Source organism: Staphylococcus sp. HMSC065D05 (assembly GCF_001813195.1).
Lineage (GTDB): Bacteria > Bacillota > Bacilli > Staphylococcales > Staphylococcaceae > Staphylococcus > Staphylococcus epidermidis.
On record NZ_KV811766.1, the window covers coordinates 10554 to 26940 of the forward strand.

At 30.7% G+C, this 16387-nt stretch carries 14 protein-coding genes and 3 pseudogenes; 13 read left to right on the plus strand and 4 right to left on the minus strand.

Annotation, left to right across the window (positions count from 1 at the left end):
- Positions 1–85: 85 nt before the first annotated feature.
- The 4 genes and pseudogenes from HMPREF2897_RS12845 to HMPREF2897_RS13155 all read left to right on the plus strand — a co-directional run bounded on the left by HMPREF2897_RS12845 (position 86) and on the right by HMPREF2897_RS13155 (position 4639).
- Positions 86–181 carry a type I toxin-antitoxin system Fst family toxin gene (locus HMPREF2897_RS12845; protein WP_141751297.1) on the plus strand — a complete coding sequence of 32 codons (96 nt, stop codon included), beginning with the start codon at positions 86–88 and terminating at the stop codon, positions 179–181.
- 316 nt (positions 182–497) lie between these two features.
- A pseudogene (zwf, locus tag HMPREF2897_RS13000) lies at positions 498–1932 on the plus strand (glucose-6-phosphate dehydrogenase); the annotation flags it as partial.
- Positions 1933–2030: 98 nt separating this feature from the next.
- Entirely contained in the window at positions 2031–4289 is a 2259-nt protein-coding gene (locus HMPREF2897_RS09000; protein ID WP_002439134.1) for an ATP-binding cassette domain-containing protein, read from the plus strand.
- A 236-nt stretch (positions 4290–4525) separates the two neighbouring features.
- Positions 4526–4639: a winged helix-turn-helix transcriptional regulator gene (locus HMPREF2897_RS13155; protein WP_002476153.1), complete on the plus strand. Its 114-nt coding sequence runs from the start codon at positions 4526–4528 to the stop codon at positions 4637–4639.
- Between the two features lie 146 nt (positions 4640–4785).
- On the opposite strand, the pseudogene HMPREF2897_RS12520 reads toward HMPREF2897_RS13155, so the two are convergent.
- Positions 4786–5344 (minus strand): annotated as a pseudogene (locus tag HMPREF2897_RS12520) (zinc-binding dehydrogenase); the annotation flags it as partial.
- A gap of 118 nt (positions 5345–5462) precedes the next feature.
- Here HMPREF2897_RS12520 and HMPREF2897_RS13010 point away from each other — a divergent pair.
- From HMPREF2897_RS13010 to fabI, 7 genes and pseudogenes are all read left to right on the plus strand, one after another.
- Positions 5463–6061, plus strand: a pseudogene (locus tag HMPREF2897_RS13010) (recombinase family protein).
- Between the two features lie 116 nt (positions 6062–6177).
- Positions 6178–6453, plus strand: coding sequence for a TIGR04197 family type VII secretion effector (locus HMPREF2897_RS09025; protein ID WP_020362733.1), 276 nt, complete (start codon positions 6178–6180; stop codon positions 6451–6453).
- 12 nt (positions 6454–6465) lie between these two features.
- Positions 6466–6834, plus strand: coding sequence for a hypothetical protein (locus tag HMPREF2897_RS09030; RefSeq protein ID WP_070593027.1), 369 nt, complete (start codon positions 6466–6468; stop codon positions 6832–6834).
- On the plus strand, positions 6824–8332 hold the full coding sequence (locus HMPREF2897_RS09035; RefSeq protein WP_070593030.1) for a T7SS effector LXG polymorphic toxin: 1509 nt from the start codon (positions 6824–6826) through the stop codon (positions 8330–8332). Before HMPREF2897_RS09030 ends, HMPREF2897_RS09035 begins: the two co-directional genes overlap by 11 nt.
- A gap of 6 nt (positions 8333–8338) precedes the next feature.
- The gene (locus HMPREF2897_RS09040) at positions 8339–8962 is read left to right on the plus strand and encodes a DUF443 family protein (RefSeq protein ID WP_020367578.1); all 624 of its coding nucleotides are present in this window, start codon (positions 8339–8341) and stop codon (positions 8960–8962) included.
- A gap of 10 nt (positions 8963–8972) precedes the next feature.
- On the plus strand, positions 8973–9272 hold the full coding sequence (locus HMPREF2897_RS09045; protein ID WP_023474354.1) for a DUF4176 domain-containing protein: 300 nt from the start codon (positions 8973–8975) through the stop codon (positions 9270–9272).
- Between the two features lie 237 nt (positions 9273–9509).
- Positions 9510–10280, plus strand: a complete 771-nt coding sequence (fabI, locus tag HMPREF2897_RS09050) for an enoyl-ACP reductase FabI (RefSeq protein WP_002439142.1) — start codon at positions 9510–9512, stop codon at positions 10278–10280.
- 397 nt (positions 10281–10677) lie between these two features.
- On the opposite strand, the gene cozEa is transcribed toward fabI, so the two are convergent.
- Positions 10678–11763 carry a lipoteichoic acid biosynthesis protein CozEa gene (cozEa, locus tag HMPREF2897_RS09055; protein WP_002457139.1) on the minus strand — a complete coding sequence of 362 codons (1086 nt, stop codon included), beginning with the start codon at positions 11761–11763 and terminating at the stop codon, positions 10678–10680.
- A 224-nt stretch (positions 11764–11987) separates the two neighbouring features.
- Here cozEa and HMPREF2897_RS09060 point away from each other — a divergent pair, with 224 nt between their 5' ends.
- Together HMPREF2897_RS09060 and HMPREF2897_RS09065 are read left to right on the plus strand one after the other, a co-directional pair.
- On the plus strand, positions 11988–12743 hold the full coding sequence (locus HMPREF2897_RS09060; RefSeq protein ID WP_070593031.1) for an esterase family protein: 756 nt from the start codon (positions 11988–11990) through the stop codon (positions 12741–12743).
- A 153-nt stretch (positions 12744–12896) separates the two neighbouring features.
- The gene (locus HMPREF2897_RS09065; RefSeq protein WP_002457137.1) at positions 12897–13406 is read left to right on the plus strand and encodes a YjcG family protein; all 510 of its coding nucleotides are present in this window, start codon (positions 12897–12899) and stop codon (positions 13404–13406) included.
- A 263-nt stretch (positions 13407–13669) separates the two neighbouring features.
- On the opposite strand, the gene ltaA is transcribed toward HMPREF2897_RS09065, so the two are convergent.
- Complete coding sequence (ltaA, locus tag HMPREF2897_RS09070; protein WP_002490070.1) at positions 13670–14863, minus strand: lipoteichoic acid biosynthesis MFS flippase LtaA; 1194 nt, start codon at positions 14861–14863, stop codon at positions 13670–13672.
- The gene (locus HMPREF2897_RS09075; protein ID WP_002458034.1) at positions 14841–16016 is read right to left on the minus strand and encodes a diglucosyl diacylglycerol synthase; all 1176 of its coding nucleotides are present in this window, start codon (positions 16014–16016) and stop codon (positions 14841–14843) included. Before HMPREF2897_RS09075 ends, ltaA begins: the two co-directional genes overlap by 23 nt.
- Between the last annotated feature and the right edge of the window lie 371 nt (positions 16017–16387).

A 16387-nucleotide genomic window follows, 5' to 3' on the forward strand; every position in this document is an offset into this window, starting at 1 on the left:
TCTATTATCGAATATTCAGAGATGATATAATATATGAGTCGCCTATCTCTCAGGCGTCAATTGACGAAGAGAGGAGGTGCATTAATTGCTAATCATTTTCGTTCGCATCACGACCACAGTCCTCAGTAGTTGTATTATTGCATTATTTACTCATTGGCTATGTAATTGCAATAATAAATAGGCAACCATAGACACACATAAAAATCCCCACACTATTGCAGTAGTGTGGGGATTGGTGCATTAATTGCTAATCATTTTCATTATCTAGATTATAACACTGGTTAGTAGAGAAATGCAAAGATAGACAAATAATTAATGACTGAGGATAAAGATATGAAACAAACATACTTTCCTCATTTTGATACCATAGCCACCAAGTTTTTACTTGTGTTCTATTTCTAACATTTAATACTTTCAAAATTTCTTTTGTTGAAAATCCTGCTGCTTTCATTTCAACGGCTTTATACTTTGTTTCTACTGAATAAGAAGCTCTTTATTTTGGAGCAACAGGTGATTTAAGCTATCGAAAATTTTTCCCATCTATTTATAATTTGTTTCAAAAAGGATACTTTGAAAATTCACTAACAATTATTGGCAGTGGTTTAAATGAGTTAACTACTGATGAATTTAGAGAAAAAGTCAAAAATGCTATTCAAAATAATATTGAAAACTCAAAGGAAATTGGTGCGTTTTTAAAACGTTTATTTTATAAACAACAGGACGCTAATAGTAAAGATAGCTACCAAAAATTTTTGGAAATGAGTTTAGAACTAGATGATAAGTTTGACCTAAAAGAAAATCGATTGTTCTATCTTGCAATGTCCCCTAAATTTTTTGGAGTTGAAACAAACCACTTGAAAGAGTCTGGATTAACGAACGTAAAAGGGTTAATGCGAATAATTATAGAAAAACCATTTGGTGATGATTTAAAATCTGCAAAAAAATTAAATAATCAAATAAGAAAGTCTTTTAAAGAAGAAGAAATATTTGGAATTGGTCACTATTTAGGTAAAGAAATGATTCAAAATATTGAACGTCTACGATTTTGAAACACTATATTTGAACCATTTTGGAATAATAAGTATATTTCCAATATACAAGCAACTTCTTCAGAAACGATTAGTATAGAAGATCGTGGTGCTTACTACGAATCAAGCGGCGCCCTAAAATTCATGGTTCAAAATCATTTATTACAAATGGTTTAATTACTTGCAATAGAACCTCCAATTAGTAGAAAAAGTAGTGATATAAGAAAAGAAAAAGTTCAAGTCTTAAAATCCTTGAAATGTTTTAATCCAAATGAAATTAAAGAAAGTTTCGTACGTGGTCAATATGATGGGGGAATGATGAATAATGAGTTCGTTCCTGCATATAGAAATGAACCTAATGTAAATTCACAATCTAATACTGAAACTTTTGTGGCAGGTAAAATAGAAATTGAAAACTCTAAATGGGCTAGTGTTACATTTTATATTCGTACAGAAAAAAGAATGAAAAAAATCTATCCAAATCGTTATAGAGTTTAAAAAATCCAATGCAATTTTATTATATTAATTGTGAACAGAATGCATCAAACTTATTAGTCATCAACGTACAACCTAATGAAGGATTTTCTTTATGTGTGAATGGTAAGAAAAGTAATCAAAATAATGAAATGCAAAAAGTGAAGCTTTCTTATACTATGCCGATTAAAGATAAAATGAACACAGTTGATGCATATGAAAATCTTATTTACGATACATTAATTGGAGAACAAACAAAATTTACGCATTGGGAAGAATTAAAAATTCTTGGAAATTTATTGATGATATTGAAAATGTATGGAAACAAGAACAGCCACAGTTTCCTAATTATGCCTCTGGATGCTATGGGCCTAAAGAAAGTGAAAAATTACTTAGTGAAGACGGATTGAATTGGTGGAATAATTTGTAATATAAAAGACCTAAAGTTGTCGTGTTTTGAATGAGTAGTTAATCCTTAATTAATATGCAATAATCAATGTTATAAAGTTTATAAAGGGAGGACAATTAATGGATTTTATTAATATTACAGGTGCTTCACAAAATAACTTGAAAAACATAGATGTAAATATCCCAAAACACTTAGTAACGGTATTTACAGGTCGTTCTGGTTCAGGGAAATCATCTTTAGTGTTTAATACTGTTGCTGCGGAGTCTGAACAGCTACTAAATGAAAGTTATTCTAGTTATATTCAATTTCATTTAAATCAACAACCCAGACCGAAAGTAAAGAAAATTAAAAATCTTCCTGTAGCAATGACGATTAATCAGAAAAGATTCAATGGGAATTCTCGCTCCACGGTAGGAACAGTTTCGGATATATATGCCTCTGTTAGATTACTGTGGTCTAGAATAGGCGAACCGTTTGTTGGTTATTCAGATGCATATTCCTTCAATAGTCCTAAGGGCATGTGTAAAACTTGTGAGGGATTAGGATATATTGAAGACATTAACTTAGATGAATTGCTAGATTGGGATAAGTCTTTAAATGAAGGTGCAATAGACTTTCCTTCTTTTGGACCAGACAAAGAGCGTGGTAAAGCCTATCGAGATAGTGGTTTATTTGATAATAATAAAAAATTGAAAGATTATACAAAAGATGAATTAGAATTGTTTTTATATCAAGAGCCAATGACATTAAAAAATCCTCCTAAAGAATGGAGAAAGTCAGCTAAATATGTAGGACTAATACCTAGATTCAGTAGAATATTTTTAGGTGATAAAGAATTTAATAAGAAACGCTACGCCAAACATCTTAAAAATGTAGTAAATAATAAAATCTGTCCAACATGTAAAGGTCAACGTCTAAACTCGAAAATATTAAGTTCTAAAATTATGAGTAAAAATATTTCTGATTTCACACAAATGACAATTAAGGAAAATTTAGAGTTTCTTAATAAATTAGAGGATCCAACAGCCAAATATATTATTGATCCTCTCAAAAAGCAGTTAGAAGCACTAGAATATATTGGATTAAGTTATTTAACGCTTAACCGTGTAACAACGACATTATCAGGCGGTGAAGCGCAACGGCTTAAATTAATACGTCATTTAAATAGTTCTTTATCGGATTTAGTTTACATTATAGATGAACCAAGTGTTGGTTTGCATCCGGAAGATATAGCTAAAATCAATGAAATTTTAAAATCATTAAAAGAAAAAGGTAATACTGTGTTAATTGTTGAACATGATCCCGATGTCATTAAAGAAGGAGACTATATCATAGATATGGGGCCAGGTTCAGGAAAAAACGGCGGTGAAATCACATTTGAAGGAACATATAATGAATTACTATCTTCAAATACTTCGACAGGTAACGCATTACGTAACAAACATAATTTAAAAGAGAATATTCGTGAAGCTAACCACTTTTATAATATCGGTCCTGTGACACAAAACAATTTAAATAACGTAAAAACGTCTATACCTAAACACGTATTAACAGTCTTAACAGGTGTTGCTGGTTCAGGTAAGAGTACCCTTGTTAAAGCAGGTTTTGAAAATAATGACCATACAATCTTTATTGATCAAAAAGCAGTTCAAGGATCTAATAGATCTAATCTATTAACGTATTTAGGTGTTTTTGATAGTGTAAGAAGCTATTTCAGTAAAGAAACAGGCTTAAATAAAGCTATGTTTAGTTATAATTCAAAAGGTGCCTGTCCAAATTGTGGTGGAAAGGGCTATATTAAAACGGAACTTGCTTTTATGGGTGATTTTTCACAGACATGTGAAGTTTGTCATGGCAAACGTTATAAACAAGAAGTATTAGATGCTACCATAGACGGGTATTCAATTGCCGATGTTCTCAATTTGACGGTTGACGAAGGTATCATTTTCTTTGATAAAAAGAATGATATTAAGTCAAAATTACAATCTGTAAGTAAGACAGGTTTGAATTATATGTCACTAGGACAACCTTTATCCACTTTGTCTGGTGGAGAGATTCAACGCGTGAAACTAGGACAACATTTAGATGAAGAGATAAAGAATAGTATTTTTATTTTTGACGAACCAACTACAGGCCTACATGAATCGGATATCCCTATATTGATGGAGTGTTTTGATGATTTAATTGATCAAAACAATACTGTTATTTTGATTGAACATAATTTATCGATTATGTGTGAAGCAGATTGGATCATCGATGTCGGCCCAGGCCCAGGATTGGATGGCGGAAAGGTCCAATTTAGTGGAACACCTAAAAACTTCATTGATAGTTCAGAAACATTGACATCTAAACACTTGAAACGCTATATCAAACAGTAAAAATAGAAGAGTTGGATGAGTTTATATTTATTATATTCAATCAACTCTTTTCTCATCCTAGGTTCTTTCAATATAAAAATGTTGAACATCATAACAAGAAATTTTATACATCTAAAGATTTAGCTTTATCTGTTATTTGAGGAAAATGGAAAACACCTATCATATATCAGTTATTACAAACAGAAGTTTTACGACTTAGTGTTTTTGAAAAATTGTTGCCTGAGATTAATTAAAGAATGCTTATTAGACAGCTTAGAGAATTAGAACATGATGAAATTATTGAAAGAATTGTCAATCCAGTAGTTCCACAAAAAGTTGAGTATAAGTTAACGAACATAGGAAAACACTAGATAAAGTAGTTTATGCAATTTGTGATTGGGGGGATGAATTTCTGGAAAAAATTTCTAAATATAAAAATGTTAAAATTTAAATATATATGTAAAAGACGCCTCAACTTTGAATGAGTTATTCAAAGTAAGGCGTCTTTATCTATATGTTATTGTGGTTTTAAAATGACTTTAACATTATTATCTTTTTTCTGATCAAAGATATCATAACTTCTTTTACATATTTTAAAGGCATAGTATGAGTGATAATTTCTGTTGGATCAAAGACTTTATTTTAATCATGTCATAAAGTTTTGGCATCATATGAATAACTGGCGCTTGTCCACTTTTCACTTGAACATTTCTATTAAATATTAAGTCTAATTGGGAGTTATCAGCTGCAGTTCCATAGACACCTATCAATTGGATTGTTCCATATTTTCTCACTGATTCTGTTGCCGTAACAATTGGGCTGATATTTCCTCTCTGTATTGAATTTGAGCTAACTTCTAAGTCATCTTGAACTACTTGTTCATCTATTCCGACACAATCTATAACAACATCTGCACCACCGCGTGTTGTTTCATGTAATAGTTTTCCTACGTCATCTTCTTTTGAAAAATTATAAACCTCAGCACCGTTATATTTCTCGGTATGAGCTAATCTATGCTCAACATGATCAATGGCAATGACACGTCTGGCACTTTTTAATTTTGCAAACCTTTGTGCTTTTTAGTAATTTAAACTGCTCAAATATCTATAACTAAACGAAGAAATAAAAATACCAAACTACATCCTATTGTATAGATTTTTTGCATTATATATAAAATTAGAAAGGTAAAATTTAATGATTGTTGGTTATGCGAGAGTATCATCTATAAACCAAAATTTAGAAAGACAGCTAGCTAATTTGAAAACATTTGGCTTAGAAAAAATATTTACAGAAAAAGATCGGGAAAGTCAGTAGAAAACAGACCTATATTTCTAGAAGCACTTAATTTTGTGAGAAAGGGAGATAGATTTGTTGTAGAGTCTATTGACCGTTTGGGACGGAATTATGATAAAGTGATTCATACCGTTAATTATTTAAAAGACAAAGAGGTTCAATTGATGATTACCAGCTTGCCTAGGATGGATGAAGTCATTGGCAAGCTATTATTGGATAAGTTTATGAAAAATTTAATCGTTTAAATTTTGTCAATGATTTCAGAGCAAGAACGAAATGAAAGTAAACGTCGACAAGCACAAGGTATTCACGTTGCAAAAAAAGGTGTGTATAAAGGATGGCCATTATTGTATTCTCCGAGTGCAAAAAATCCCCAGAAAAGAATTGTTTATCATCGAGTCGTAGAAATGTTAAAAGAGAATAAAGTGATTAGTAAAATTACGAAAGAAGTGAATACCACAATGCAAACAATATATAGTGTTAAACGTGAAAAGGACTGATTTGTACAGAAATTTTGATATTGAAAATACCGATATATATCTATAAATGATATAATATAACCAATTGTAAAAACATATAATTAATAATTTTTAATACAAAGGCTGTGATTCAATTCATGGGAAAAATTAAGAGTGATTCAAGTCAAACTAATCAAATATTTTCATCATTACAAAGTGCGATAGAACAATGTGAGAGTGTGTCTGAGCCTTCTAAAGATAATAGTACAACTGTAAAAGGTAATACAAATGCGCATAACGCTATGGATGATTTAATCAAAATGAATCAATCGGTATCTGAAGTGATAGAAAAAGCGAGTAAAAATATTCAAAATGTCGGAGAATCTTTTGAACAAATTGATCAATCTATAGGCAATGATATTGCTAAAAACTAAAGGGATGATGATATGACAAATAAAGTTGATGAGTATAACCAGATCATTATTGTGAAAAAAGAACAGGTAAATGAATTATTAAACGAAAAGAAACAAATAAATGGATGGTTAGATGATTATCATGAATTTACAACTTCAACAACGGGATTATATCGACACTTAGCTGAAAGGTATTATGAAAGTGATATGTTCAGTCGCATTGAAGAGAATAATGATCTGTTTCAGTCTGGACAGAGACAAGTAATGAGTGCCTTATTTGAACAACAAAGTGAAATTGATAGAAAGATACGTCTAACCAATGAAGACATTGAAGATATAGAAAAATATAGAAATATTGAAATGCAAAAAGAACAGGAAGGGGGACATATGCATGAGTATTGATATGTACGTAGGTAAGTCTAAAGGTCAGTCTTCTGATGTTGAAAGTACAGTGAAAAGTATTTCAAGCGGGTATGACAGTCTTCAAAAAGCCATTATGCAATTTGTTGGTGCAAGTGAACTACAAGGCCGAGCTTATGATTCTGGGAAACAATTCTTTTCGTCTGTGATTGCACCCCTTACAGAAAGTATTAAAACGCTTGGAGAACTGACTGAACAAGCTTGCAATGATTTTGTGGATAAATATCAATCAGAAGTTGATAGCCAGAGTTTAAAAGAATCTGAATTAATTCAAGACATTGAAGAATTAGAAAAGCAAGTTTCTCAATTAGAGGCGATGAATGCGTCACTTAAACACAAATCCTCTAAAAATATTAGTTTATTATCTGGTAATGATCAAATGATCAGTAGTTTAGAGCAACAAAAGAAAGAACTAGAAGAAAAATTACGTAAACTAAGACAATTTGATGCAAAATCATCAAATATATTTAAAGATGTCGAATCGTTCCAGAAAAAAGTACAACAAGGCATTAACCAAGCTAAAACTGCATGGGATCCAGGAAAACAAGCATTTAATATTCCTGCAGGCAAAGATATGGAATGGGCTAAAGTCAGCCAGCAAAAAGCATTAGAAGTAAGAATGGATAAGATCAATCAGAAAGCCAAAGATGGTAAGAAATTAAGTAAGAATGATTTACAGATAGTTATGGGATACGCACAAAGCCATCCCAAAGAAGATGTTCCTAAAAACTTAAAAGAATATATGATACAAAATAAAGATTCAATTACTAGAGATTTAGGTCTTGATATTACTACTAATGGTGTAGAACAAGTTGGTTTTAATATGCAAAAGTTTGCTGGTGTATTAAATACTTACGGTGGGTTTAAAGGCCCCAACGGTAAAAACAGCTTTGTTCAAGTCACCAATAAATCAGGAAACCAAATGATAAAGCATGGACGTTTAGTAAGTAATATTGGTAAAGCAGGTGGTTATACTACAATGGGCGTTAGCTTCGGTTTAGGTATGTATGATGATTTAGCTAACAATAATAAAACAATTGGAGAAGCGACTGCACATAATGGCCTTACGACTGGTGCTGGGGTGGGTGCCAGTGTGATAGTAGGATTAGCATTATCTTCTAATCCCGTTGGTTGGGCAATAGCCGGAGGAATCGCTGCTGGTACTCTTGCAGCAGTAGTTGTTGATTCAGCATATCAAACTAATTTTTTAGGTACTAAAGACAAAGTTGACTGGGCTGGTCATCAAATTGATAAAGGAATTGATAAATATATTGATTTTAAAACTAAGCAAATTGATTTAGAAGCAAAAGGCGCATTATATATAAAAAACAAATTGCAGGATAGTTCTCAAGAGGTTGCAAAAACTGTGAAAAATAGTACTGATTATATTAGTAATAAAGCCAAAAAAGTCGAAAAAAATGTTGGTGAAGCTGTCAATAATGTCAAAAAAGTTGTAAATCCAATGAAATGGAGTTGGTGAAAATAAATGGATAATATATATACAATATATAAAAATCCTCGATATAAAATCATTCAAAAAGATAATCGATATTTAATGGTCGATTTAGAACAAAATTGGTATTCATATTTATGTCCAATGTTAAATTGGTTTATACCTATTAAATTCACAGAATTGACTTATCAAGAGTTCAATAATATAAATATATTTAATAATGGGGGACAAAAGAGTCAAGGTATCCTGGCTGGTGGCATTGGGGTCACTATCAGTGTGCTATTAAGAAGTTTTGTAGGTTATATGGATATTAATATTAATCGAATCGGGATATTTTTTATGTTTTTAATTGGCTTTGTTGCTGTAATCACACTTCGTTTATCTATAAGAAAGAAGTTAAATCACCCAGTATTTAATAAAAAGAGTAAACAAAGAGTAATATTGATACCATCATTTAAAAATATGATAATAGTAGTTTTCGGCTATTTTATGATGCTGTTTTTATCAATTGCACCTTTACAAATGATTTTTGAGGAAAAACAAAATATTTTAGTATATATTGGTTGGATAGGTATGCTATTTCTATTTACTATTTTAAATATGATTTCAATTTCTGATAGAAAAGTACATGCCAAAATTAAAAATATAGGAAGATAGGTGGGATAAAGTGGAAACAATAGGAAGTATCATATATTTAAAAGAAGGTTCCCAAAAGTTAATGATTATCAATCGAGGACCTATTGTAGATATAGATAATCAAAAATATATATTTGATTATTCAGCATGTAATTATCCTGTCGGTGTCGTAGAAGATCAAATATACTATTTTAACGAAGAAAATATCGATAAAGTCGTTTTTGAAGGCTATTCTGATCAAGAGGAAACAAGATTTCAAGAATTATTTAAAGAGATGATGGGTAATTTGGATGAAGATATTAAACGTGGGACTGTTCAACAAAAAAGATAGTTACGGACTGATTTAACATAAGTCATAATTATCAGAGGTTACCTATAATATAATAAGTTTGGTAAATTTTGTTCGTAAACCGTTAAAAATATACAATGAATATGATTATTGTGGCCATTTTATTTTGCTTTATAATCAGGTACTAAAAATGTTAAACTATTAAGGGTATAAAGGGTTAGTAAACTTAAAGTTAGCCAGCCTGTAGTAATAATCAATTTAAATTAAGGAGACACTATCATGTTAAATCTAGAAAATAAAACCTACGTCATTATGGGTATTGCGAATAAACGTAGTATCGCATTTGGCGTCGCTAAAGTATTAGATCGATTAGGTGCTAAACTAGTATTTACATATCGTAAAGAGCGTAGTCGTAAAGAATTAGAAAAATTATTAGAACAATTAAATCAATCTGAACATTATCTCTATGAAATTGATGTTCAAAATGATGAGGATATCATTAATGGTTTTGCTCAAATCGGAAAAGATGTAGGCCAGATAGATGGTGTTTATCATTCAATCGCATTTGCCAATATGGAAGATTTACGAGGTCGATTTTCAGAAACATCTCGCGAAGGTTTCTTACTTGCACAAGAAATTAGTTCATATTCACTTACTCTCGTAGCTCATGAAGCCAAAAAACTTATGCCTGAAGGTGGAAGTATTGTTGCGACGACTTATATTGGTGGTGAGGCAGCAGTTCAAAACTATAATGTTATGGGTGTAGCTAAAGCAAGTTTAGAGGCGAATGTTAAATATTTAGCTTTAGACTTAGGTGAAGATAATATTCGTGTCAACGCAATTTCTGCAGGGCCAATTCGTACTTTAAGCGCTAAAGGTGTAGGTGGATTTAATACAATTCTTAAAGAAATTGAAGCTAGAGCACCTTTAAAACGCAACGTTGATCAAGAAGAAGTAGGTAAGACGGCTGCGTATTTATTAAGTGATCTTTCAAGTGGTGTAACTGGAGAGAACATCCACGTTGATGGTGGATTCCACGCAATTAAATAATTATTGATAAATTAAAAAGTCAGATAGTATAATCTCACAATTGGTGCACAGGGATGATTTGAAATTAAAAATCATCCCTGTTTTTGTGTATAAGAATGCGTTTTGACATTTAATTATTCAAAAAATAAATTGACAATCGTCAATGTTGCTTTGATATTTATAATATATTTAATGTATAAATATCGATTTTAGATGACACTATTTATTTTGTTGTTAGAAATGTATCGGAGATTAAAAATTTTATTAAATGCATAATTCCATATAAACAGTAGAAATGACGGAGCTCTATAAGAGGACATGTTTCATTGCTTTCGTGTCTAAAAAAACCAAGGACATCTAATTATGTCCTTGGCTTGAATTGGTGGTATAATTTTCAATCTTATGATGATAGCTATTATTAATCTTTAACATTACTATTTGCTTTATCGACAATACGTTGACGATATTTAAAAATGTTGCTCACTAATGTTTTGATTACAGCGTATAATGGAACTGCAACAAGAATGAGTGTGAATCCACCCAAATCTCCAGCTGCAAGTATAACCACAATAATAGTTAATGGGTGAATGCTTAATGATTTACCCATTACATTAGGAGTTATCACGTTACCTTCAAGTTGTTGTGCGATTAATGTTACGACACATACCCAAATAAAAGTTGAAGGACCATCAATAATACCTAGTATCGCTGCCGGTGCAAAAGATAACCATGGACCTAAAAATGGTATTAAGTTAGCTACGCCGGCGAATAATACTAATAAAGGCGTATATGGTAATCCTATAATCGTATAACCTATATATAAAATAATACCTAAGATGATACTAACTGTCACTTGACCTTGAATATATGATTTTAAAGTGAAGTTTAAGTCTTTTAATAAATCTACAACAAAAACTTTACGTTCTCCTTTGAAAAATTTACCGATTGCTGGGATAAATTTTTCATGATCTTTTAGCATATATATCAGGAAGAAAGGCACCATTATTAATAAAAATACAGTTGAGATGAAAGACGTAATATATGACACTGAATTAGATAAAATAGACGTTGCACCATCTCCCATGGATTTAACTGCTTTATTAATACGATGTGTGACATCATCTGGTAATTTATCCATTTGTCTTAACGAGAAATTAATTAATTGTTCGGCTTCTCTTTGTAATGATGGTGTTTGTTTAATTAAATTATTAATATTGGAAATAATGATAGGTGCTATAAATGATACCACAATAGCGATGATAGCTATTAATCCTATGAATATTGTTGTTATACTAGCCCAACGTGGAAAGCCCCACTTTTCTAATATGTTTTGAAAAGGTAAACATATGTAAAAGAGAAATCCACTAATTAAAAATGGAAGGAAGACTGAACCAATGATAGTAGCTATTGGAGCAAATACTTCATGTACTTCCATAAATAGTTTGATGAGTATGAACAGCATAATAAAAAATATTCCTGTTCTAAACCAAACCTTATTGAACATAGATTGTGATCCTCCTATTTTATTCTTTTTCATACTCAATAAGTATATATCAAAACTCAGTCATTAAAAAGAGTAAATACTTTTACAATATAACTGAATGCACTGTATTTTTAATAAAATGAAAAAACTAGTATGAAATTAATTTGTATACGAGCTTGCTATAAATTTAAAAGTATTATAAGTATTGATACAATAGTATTAACATTACAAGGGAGCATCGGTTTATGTCGGAGTTTAAAGTAGGTAAGATTAATAAAAAAATAATACATAGTGATATTTTAAATAGAGATGTAATATTATCGGTTTATTTACCTGAGGATTATACAAACTTATTTAAATATCAGTTGATTTTTTGCTTTGATGGTTTAGATTTTTTTAGATTTGGTAGAATACAACGTATATATGAACAGTTACGTGAAGAGCAATCAATACAACGTGCAATTATAGTAGGATTCCATTACGAAGATGTTGAAAAACGTAGGGAAGAATTTCATCCTTCAGGACGTCGTTCTAATTTAACCATTAAAGCAATGGGAAAAGAAATTCTTCCTTATATCGATGCGACATTTCCAACTTATAAAGTAGGTAATACAAGGTTACTTATTGGAGATAGTTTAGCAGGAAGTATCGCTTTGATGACTGCAATGACTTATCCAACTATATTTAGTCAAGTTGCGTTATTGAGCCCAATGTATAATGAAAATATTAAGCAAAAATTTGATACATGTATGAATAAAGATCAATTGACGATATGGCATGCCATTGGTTTAGAAGAAGAAGATTTTATTTTACCAACTAATGGTAAAAGAGCTAACTTTTTAACACCTAACCGCGAATTGAACCAACTGATTAAAGAAGGTAATATTGAATATTTCTATAAAGAATTTAAGGGTGGACATCATTGGAAATCATGGAAACCACTGCTAGGAGATATTCTCTTGCAATTTCTAAGTAATCAAATAAATGGAAAATATGTTTAATAAAGTAATATAAATAAAATAGTATGTTAGCGAATGGTTATTGAATACGATAAATCTATTAATTTCAGAAATGTAATTGTTTTCATGATAAAAGTAACGGTTTTCAAAAAGTTTTGATATAATAGGAATAAGTTAAACAAAGGAGGAATTTAAATGATTTTAGGATTAGCATTGGTTCCGTCAAAGTCATTTCAAGATGAGGTGAATGCTTACCGCAAGCGATATGACAATCATTATGCTCAAATAATGCCTCATATCACGATTAAACCTCAATTTGAAATCGATGATCATGATTTTAATTTAATTAAAGATGAAGTGAAAAATCGAATTTCTAGTATAAAACCAGTAGAAGTACATGCTACAAAGGCATCTAATTTTGCTCCAATCAGTAATGTTATATACTTCAAAGTTGCTAAAACAGAACCATTAGAGCAATTATTTAATCAATTTAATACAGAAGATTTTTACGGTACTGCTGAACATCCTTTTGTACCTCATTTTACAATTGCCCAAGGTCTAACAAGTCAAGAGTTTGAAGATATATATGGTCAAGTAAAATTAGCAGGGGTAGACCATAGAGAAATAATCGAAGAACTATCGTTACTTCAATATAGTGAAGAAGAAGACAAATGGACTATTATTGAAACTTTTACATTGGGATAAGAAATCCAAAATTGTAAAGTGAAATTGAATTTACAGAATCATATTGTTAAATACAAGAAGAGCGCTTAAATCAACTAAAAACGCCAAATCCTATTGTGTTTCAGTAGGATTTGGCGTTTTTATATGAAACATAATTATATTGTATAGTTAATCATTCAAAAAGATTAATGTACGCTTTATATTGAATATTCATATTTCAAATGCATATCAATGACGTTTCATTAATATATACAACTCATCTTTATATAAATGATTTATAGATTTTAAGGTTTAACCCTTCTGTTTGTTTTAATAAAGTAATATCCGTAAAATACTGCAAGTGCAAGAAAAATCATCGCTGAAAAGTAAAAAGTATTATTTAAATTATTAGTAAATTGAGTAATTAGACCTCCGACTAGTGGACCTATCATTGAACCGAAGCCTTGAACACTGTTAAACACGCCCCACGTTTCTTCCTGTTCGTTAGGATTAATATGACCAGCCATAAAGGTATTCCAAGCCGGTAAGAGGATACCATACATAAGCCCAATAAACAGCCCTATGGTCCAAACTATATATATATTTGTAATTGTAGATAGCCCGAATATAAGAATTGTATATAGTATAAAGCCACTAAAAATAACTCCATACATAAAACCTTTGCTATTATTATCGATGATTTTTGATAAAAATAACATAGAGAAAGCACACCCTATGCCACCAATAATGATTGCTATTGTATATTCAACGGTTGATACTTTCACAACTTGTGTTGCATATTTTGGGAGAATAGGTACAAGTGCTGCTATAGCTGCTCCTTGTAACAAGATACCTGGAAATAGGATAAGATGACGTTGTGTAACATCTACAATTTGTTTTAATTGTGCTTTCACAGGTTTAGTATTGTAATTTGTTAAGTTGATATTAACAAAATAGTATAGAATCCAGGCAATAAGCACAACCAAGGCCATCAAAAATGCAAAACGAGTAGGATGGAATTTAATAAGTAAGTTCATGATAACCATACCTACCAATAAACCTAGCAACCATGAAAAGTATACATAACCCATTTGTTTGCCGCGGTTTCTTTCATCTACACTAGATAGCATAATAACCCAAATCGGACTCACAGCAATTCCTAACATAATAGCACTGAAAATAATTATGAATGGTGATGCCGGGAACCATATCACTAAAAACAAGCTTATAAAAGCAAGTAAGAATCCAGATGTAAGTACTAATTTTGAACCAAACTTTTTAAGTAAAAAGCCGATGACAAAATTTGTTGCAGCATCTGCGATAAAGTGAATGGAAAAAGCAAATGATGTGATTGCTATTGCGATAGAGGTCACTGTAGGTAAAAAGTTTATATAACTTAATATGTACATACCTCTTGCAAATTCCATCAGAAACAGAATTACCAACATCATAACAAAGTTTCTGTTACTTGAGTAATTACTTGACGAAGAATCTTGCATACAAAGGAACCTTTCCATAGATTTCATCAGGTTGAGATGAGTGACCTATTAAATCTAATAAATCTTTACAAATCTTTCTAGTAGAATACCCTACCTTTGATTCTAGCATTTTAGATGACATAACCTTTAAAGTCTCTTCGTTATTTGTTAAGTCAGAAACAATATCAATTGCTTCATTTGGAGTATCTGCTATTTTTCCAAATCCTTTACTTTCAAAGTAATATGCATTTTCAAGTTCTTGACCAGGTGCAGGGTTTAAAAAAATCATAGGAATACAACGACTAAGTCCTTCGGAAATTGTGATACCACCAGGTTTGGTAATCATTAGTTGGCTTGATGCCATCCACTCATTCATGTGATTTGTATATCCTAATATTTTTACACTTGGATTATCTTTGAACTTAGATTTTAATGAACGTTTAAGTTCTTTACTACGTCCACAAATCATGACCACTTGCGAATTTGGACTTTTTTCTAAAATATTATTAATCATATAGTCAAAGCCTTTTGAAACGCCAAATGCACCTGCTGACATTAATATAGTAGGTTTGGAAGGATCTAAATGTTGTTGCGATAACCATTCTTCTTTATCAATAGATTCTTCAAATTTATCAGCAATAGGAATGCCTGTCACTTTAATATATGAAGCAGGAACACCAGCTTCAATGAAATCATCTTTAGTATCTTTTGTTGCTACATAATATCTTTGTGAATAGGGTGTAATCCAATTTTTATGCATGCGATAATCTGTCATAACTGTCGCAATAGGGATATTTATATTAAATTGTTCGGTCAACACTGACATCACAGGTGTTGGAAATGTTAATAATATGAGATCAGGCTTTTCTTTAATAAGTAAGTTGATGAGTTTATTTAATCCATAATATTTATAAAAACATTTATCGAGCTCATTAGGGCGACTATAATAAAATCGTTTATATGTATTTCTAAAATATTTAAAGCTATTGATATACCATTTCTTACATATAGAAGTCATAATTGGATGAGCTTCCATAAACAAATCATGTTGAATGACTGATAAATGATTGAGATTCATCTCATTCAATTGGTTGACAATACTTTGCGTGACTTGCATATGACCGTTACCAAATGATCCAGTAATAATCAATATCTTTTTATTTTGAGTAACCATTTATAGCCACCCTCCGTTAATTTTTAAAATTTATAATAATTGTAACGTATTTTCATACATTGTAAAAGGAAAAGAAGTGTACCATTTATTGTATTTAAATACTATAAATACGGCGTGCAATACAATGCTTTGTCATAAATTGCTTTATAAAGTGTTCATTATTGATTAAGTATGGTTGCAAGATAACGAAACTAAATTTGAACACATTCTGCATGATTTTAGTATTATCTTCAAAAAATCTTAGTATTTGCTATATATTATGTTAATACATGTATATCTTAGCATTATTTAAATATGGAATGAATTATTTAAAGGTGAGCGCAACAAAATTTTAAGTATATTTTAACACTACCTTAACAGTCTTTAATGAA

Bases quoted from the DNA above. Each gene is read 5' to 3' on its own strand.
- HMPREF2897_RS09060 (WP_070593031.1), top strand. From the start codon at position 11,988: ATGTCGGAGTTTAAAGTAGGTAAGATTAATAAAAAAATAATACATAGT.
- HMPREF2897_RS13155 (WP_002476153.1), top strand. From the start codon at position 4,526: ATGCTTATTAGACAGCTTAGAGAATTAGAACATGATGAAATTATTGAA.
- cozEa (WP_002457139.1), bottom strand. From the start codon at position 11,763: ATGTTCAATAAGGTTTGGTTTAGAACAGGAATATTTTTTATTATGCTG.
- HMPREF2897_RS09025 (WP_020362733.1), top strand. From the start codon at position 6,178: ATGGGAAAAATTAAGAGTGATTCAAGTCAAACTAATCAAATATTTTCA.
- ltaA (WP_002490070.1), bottom strand. From the start codon at position 14,863: ATGCAAGATTCTTCGTCAAGTAATTACTCAAGTAACAGAAACTTTGTT.
- HMPREF2897_RS09035 (WP_070593030.1), top strand. From the start codon at position 6,824: ATGAGTATTGATATGTACGTAGGTAAGTCTAAAGGTCAGTCTTCTGAT.
- HMPREF2897_RS09030 (WP_070593027.1), top strand. From the start codon at position 6,466: ATGACAAATAAAGTTGATGAGTATAACCAGATCATTATTGTGAAAAAA.
- fabI (WP_002439142.1), top strand. From the start codon at position 9,510: ATGTTAAATCTAGAAAATAAAACCTACGTCATTATGGGTATTGCGAAT.
- HMPREF2897_RS09065 (WP_002457137.1), top strand. From the start codon at position 12,897: ATGATTTTAGGATTAGCATTGGTTCCGTCAAAGTCATTTCAAGATGAG.
- HMPREF2897_RS09000 (WP_002439134.1), top strand. From the start codon at position 2,031: ATGGATTTTATTAATATTACAGGTGCTTCACAAAATAACTTGAAAAAC.
- HMPREF2897_RS09040 (WP_020367578.1), top strand. From the start codon at position 8,339: ATGGATAATATATATACAATATATAAAAATCCTCGATATAAAATCATT.
- HMPREF2897_RS09075 (WP_002458034.1), bottom strand. From the start codon at position 16,016: ATGGTTACTCAAAATAAAAAGATATTGATTATTACTGGATCATTTGGT.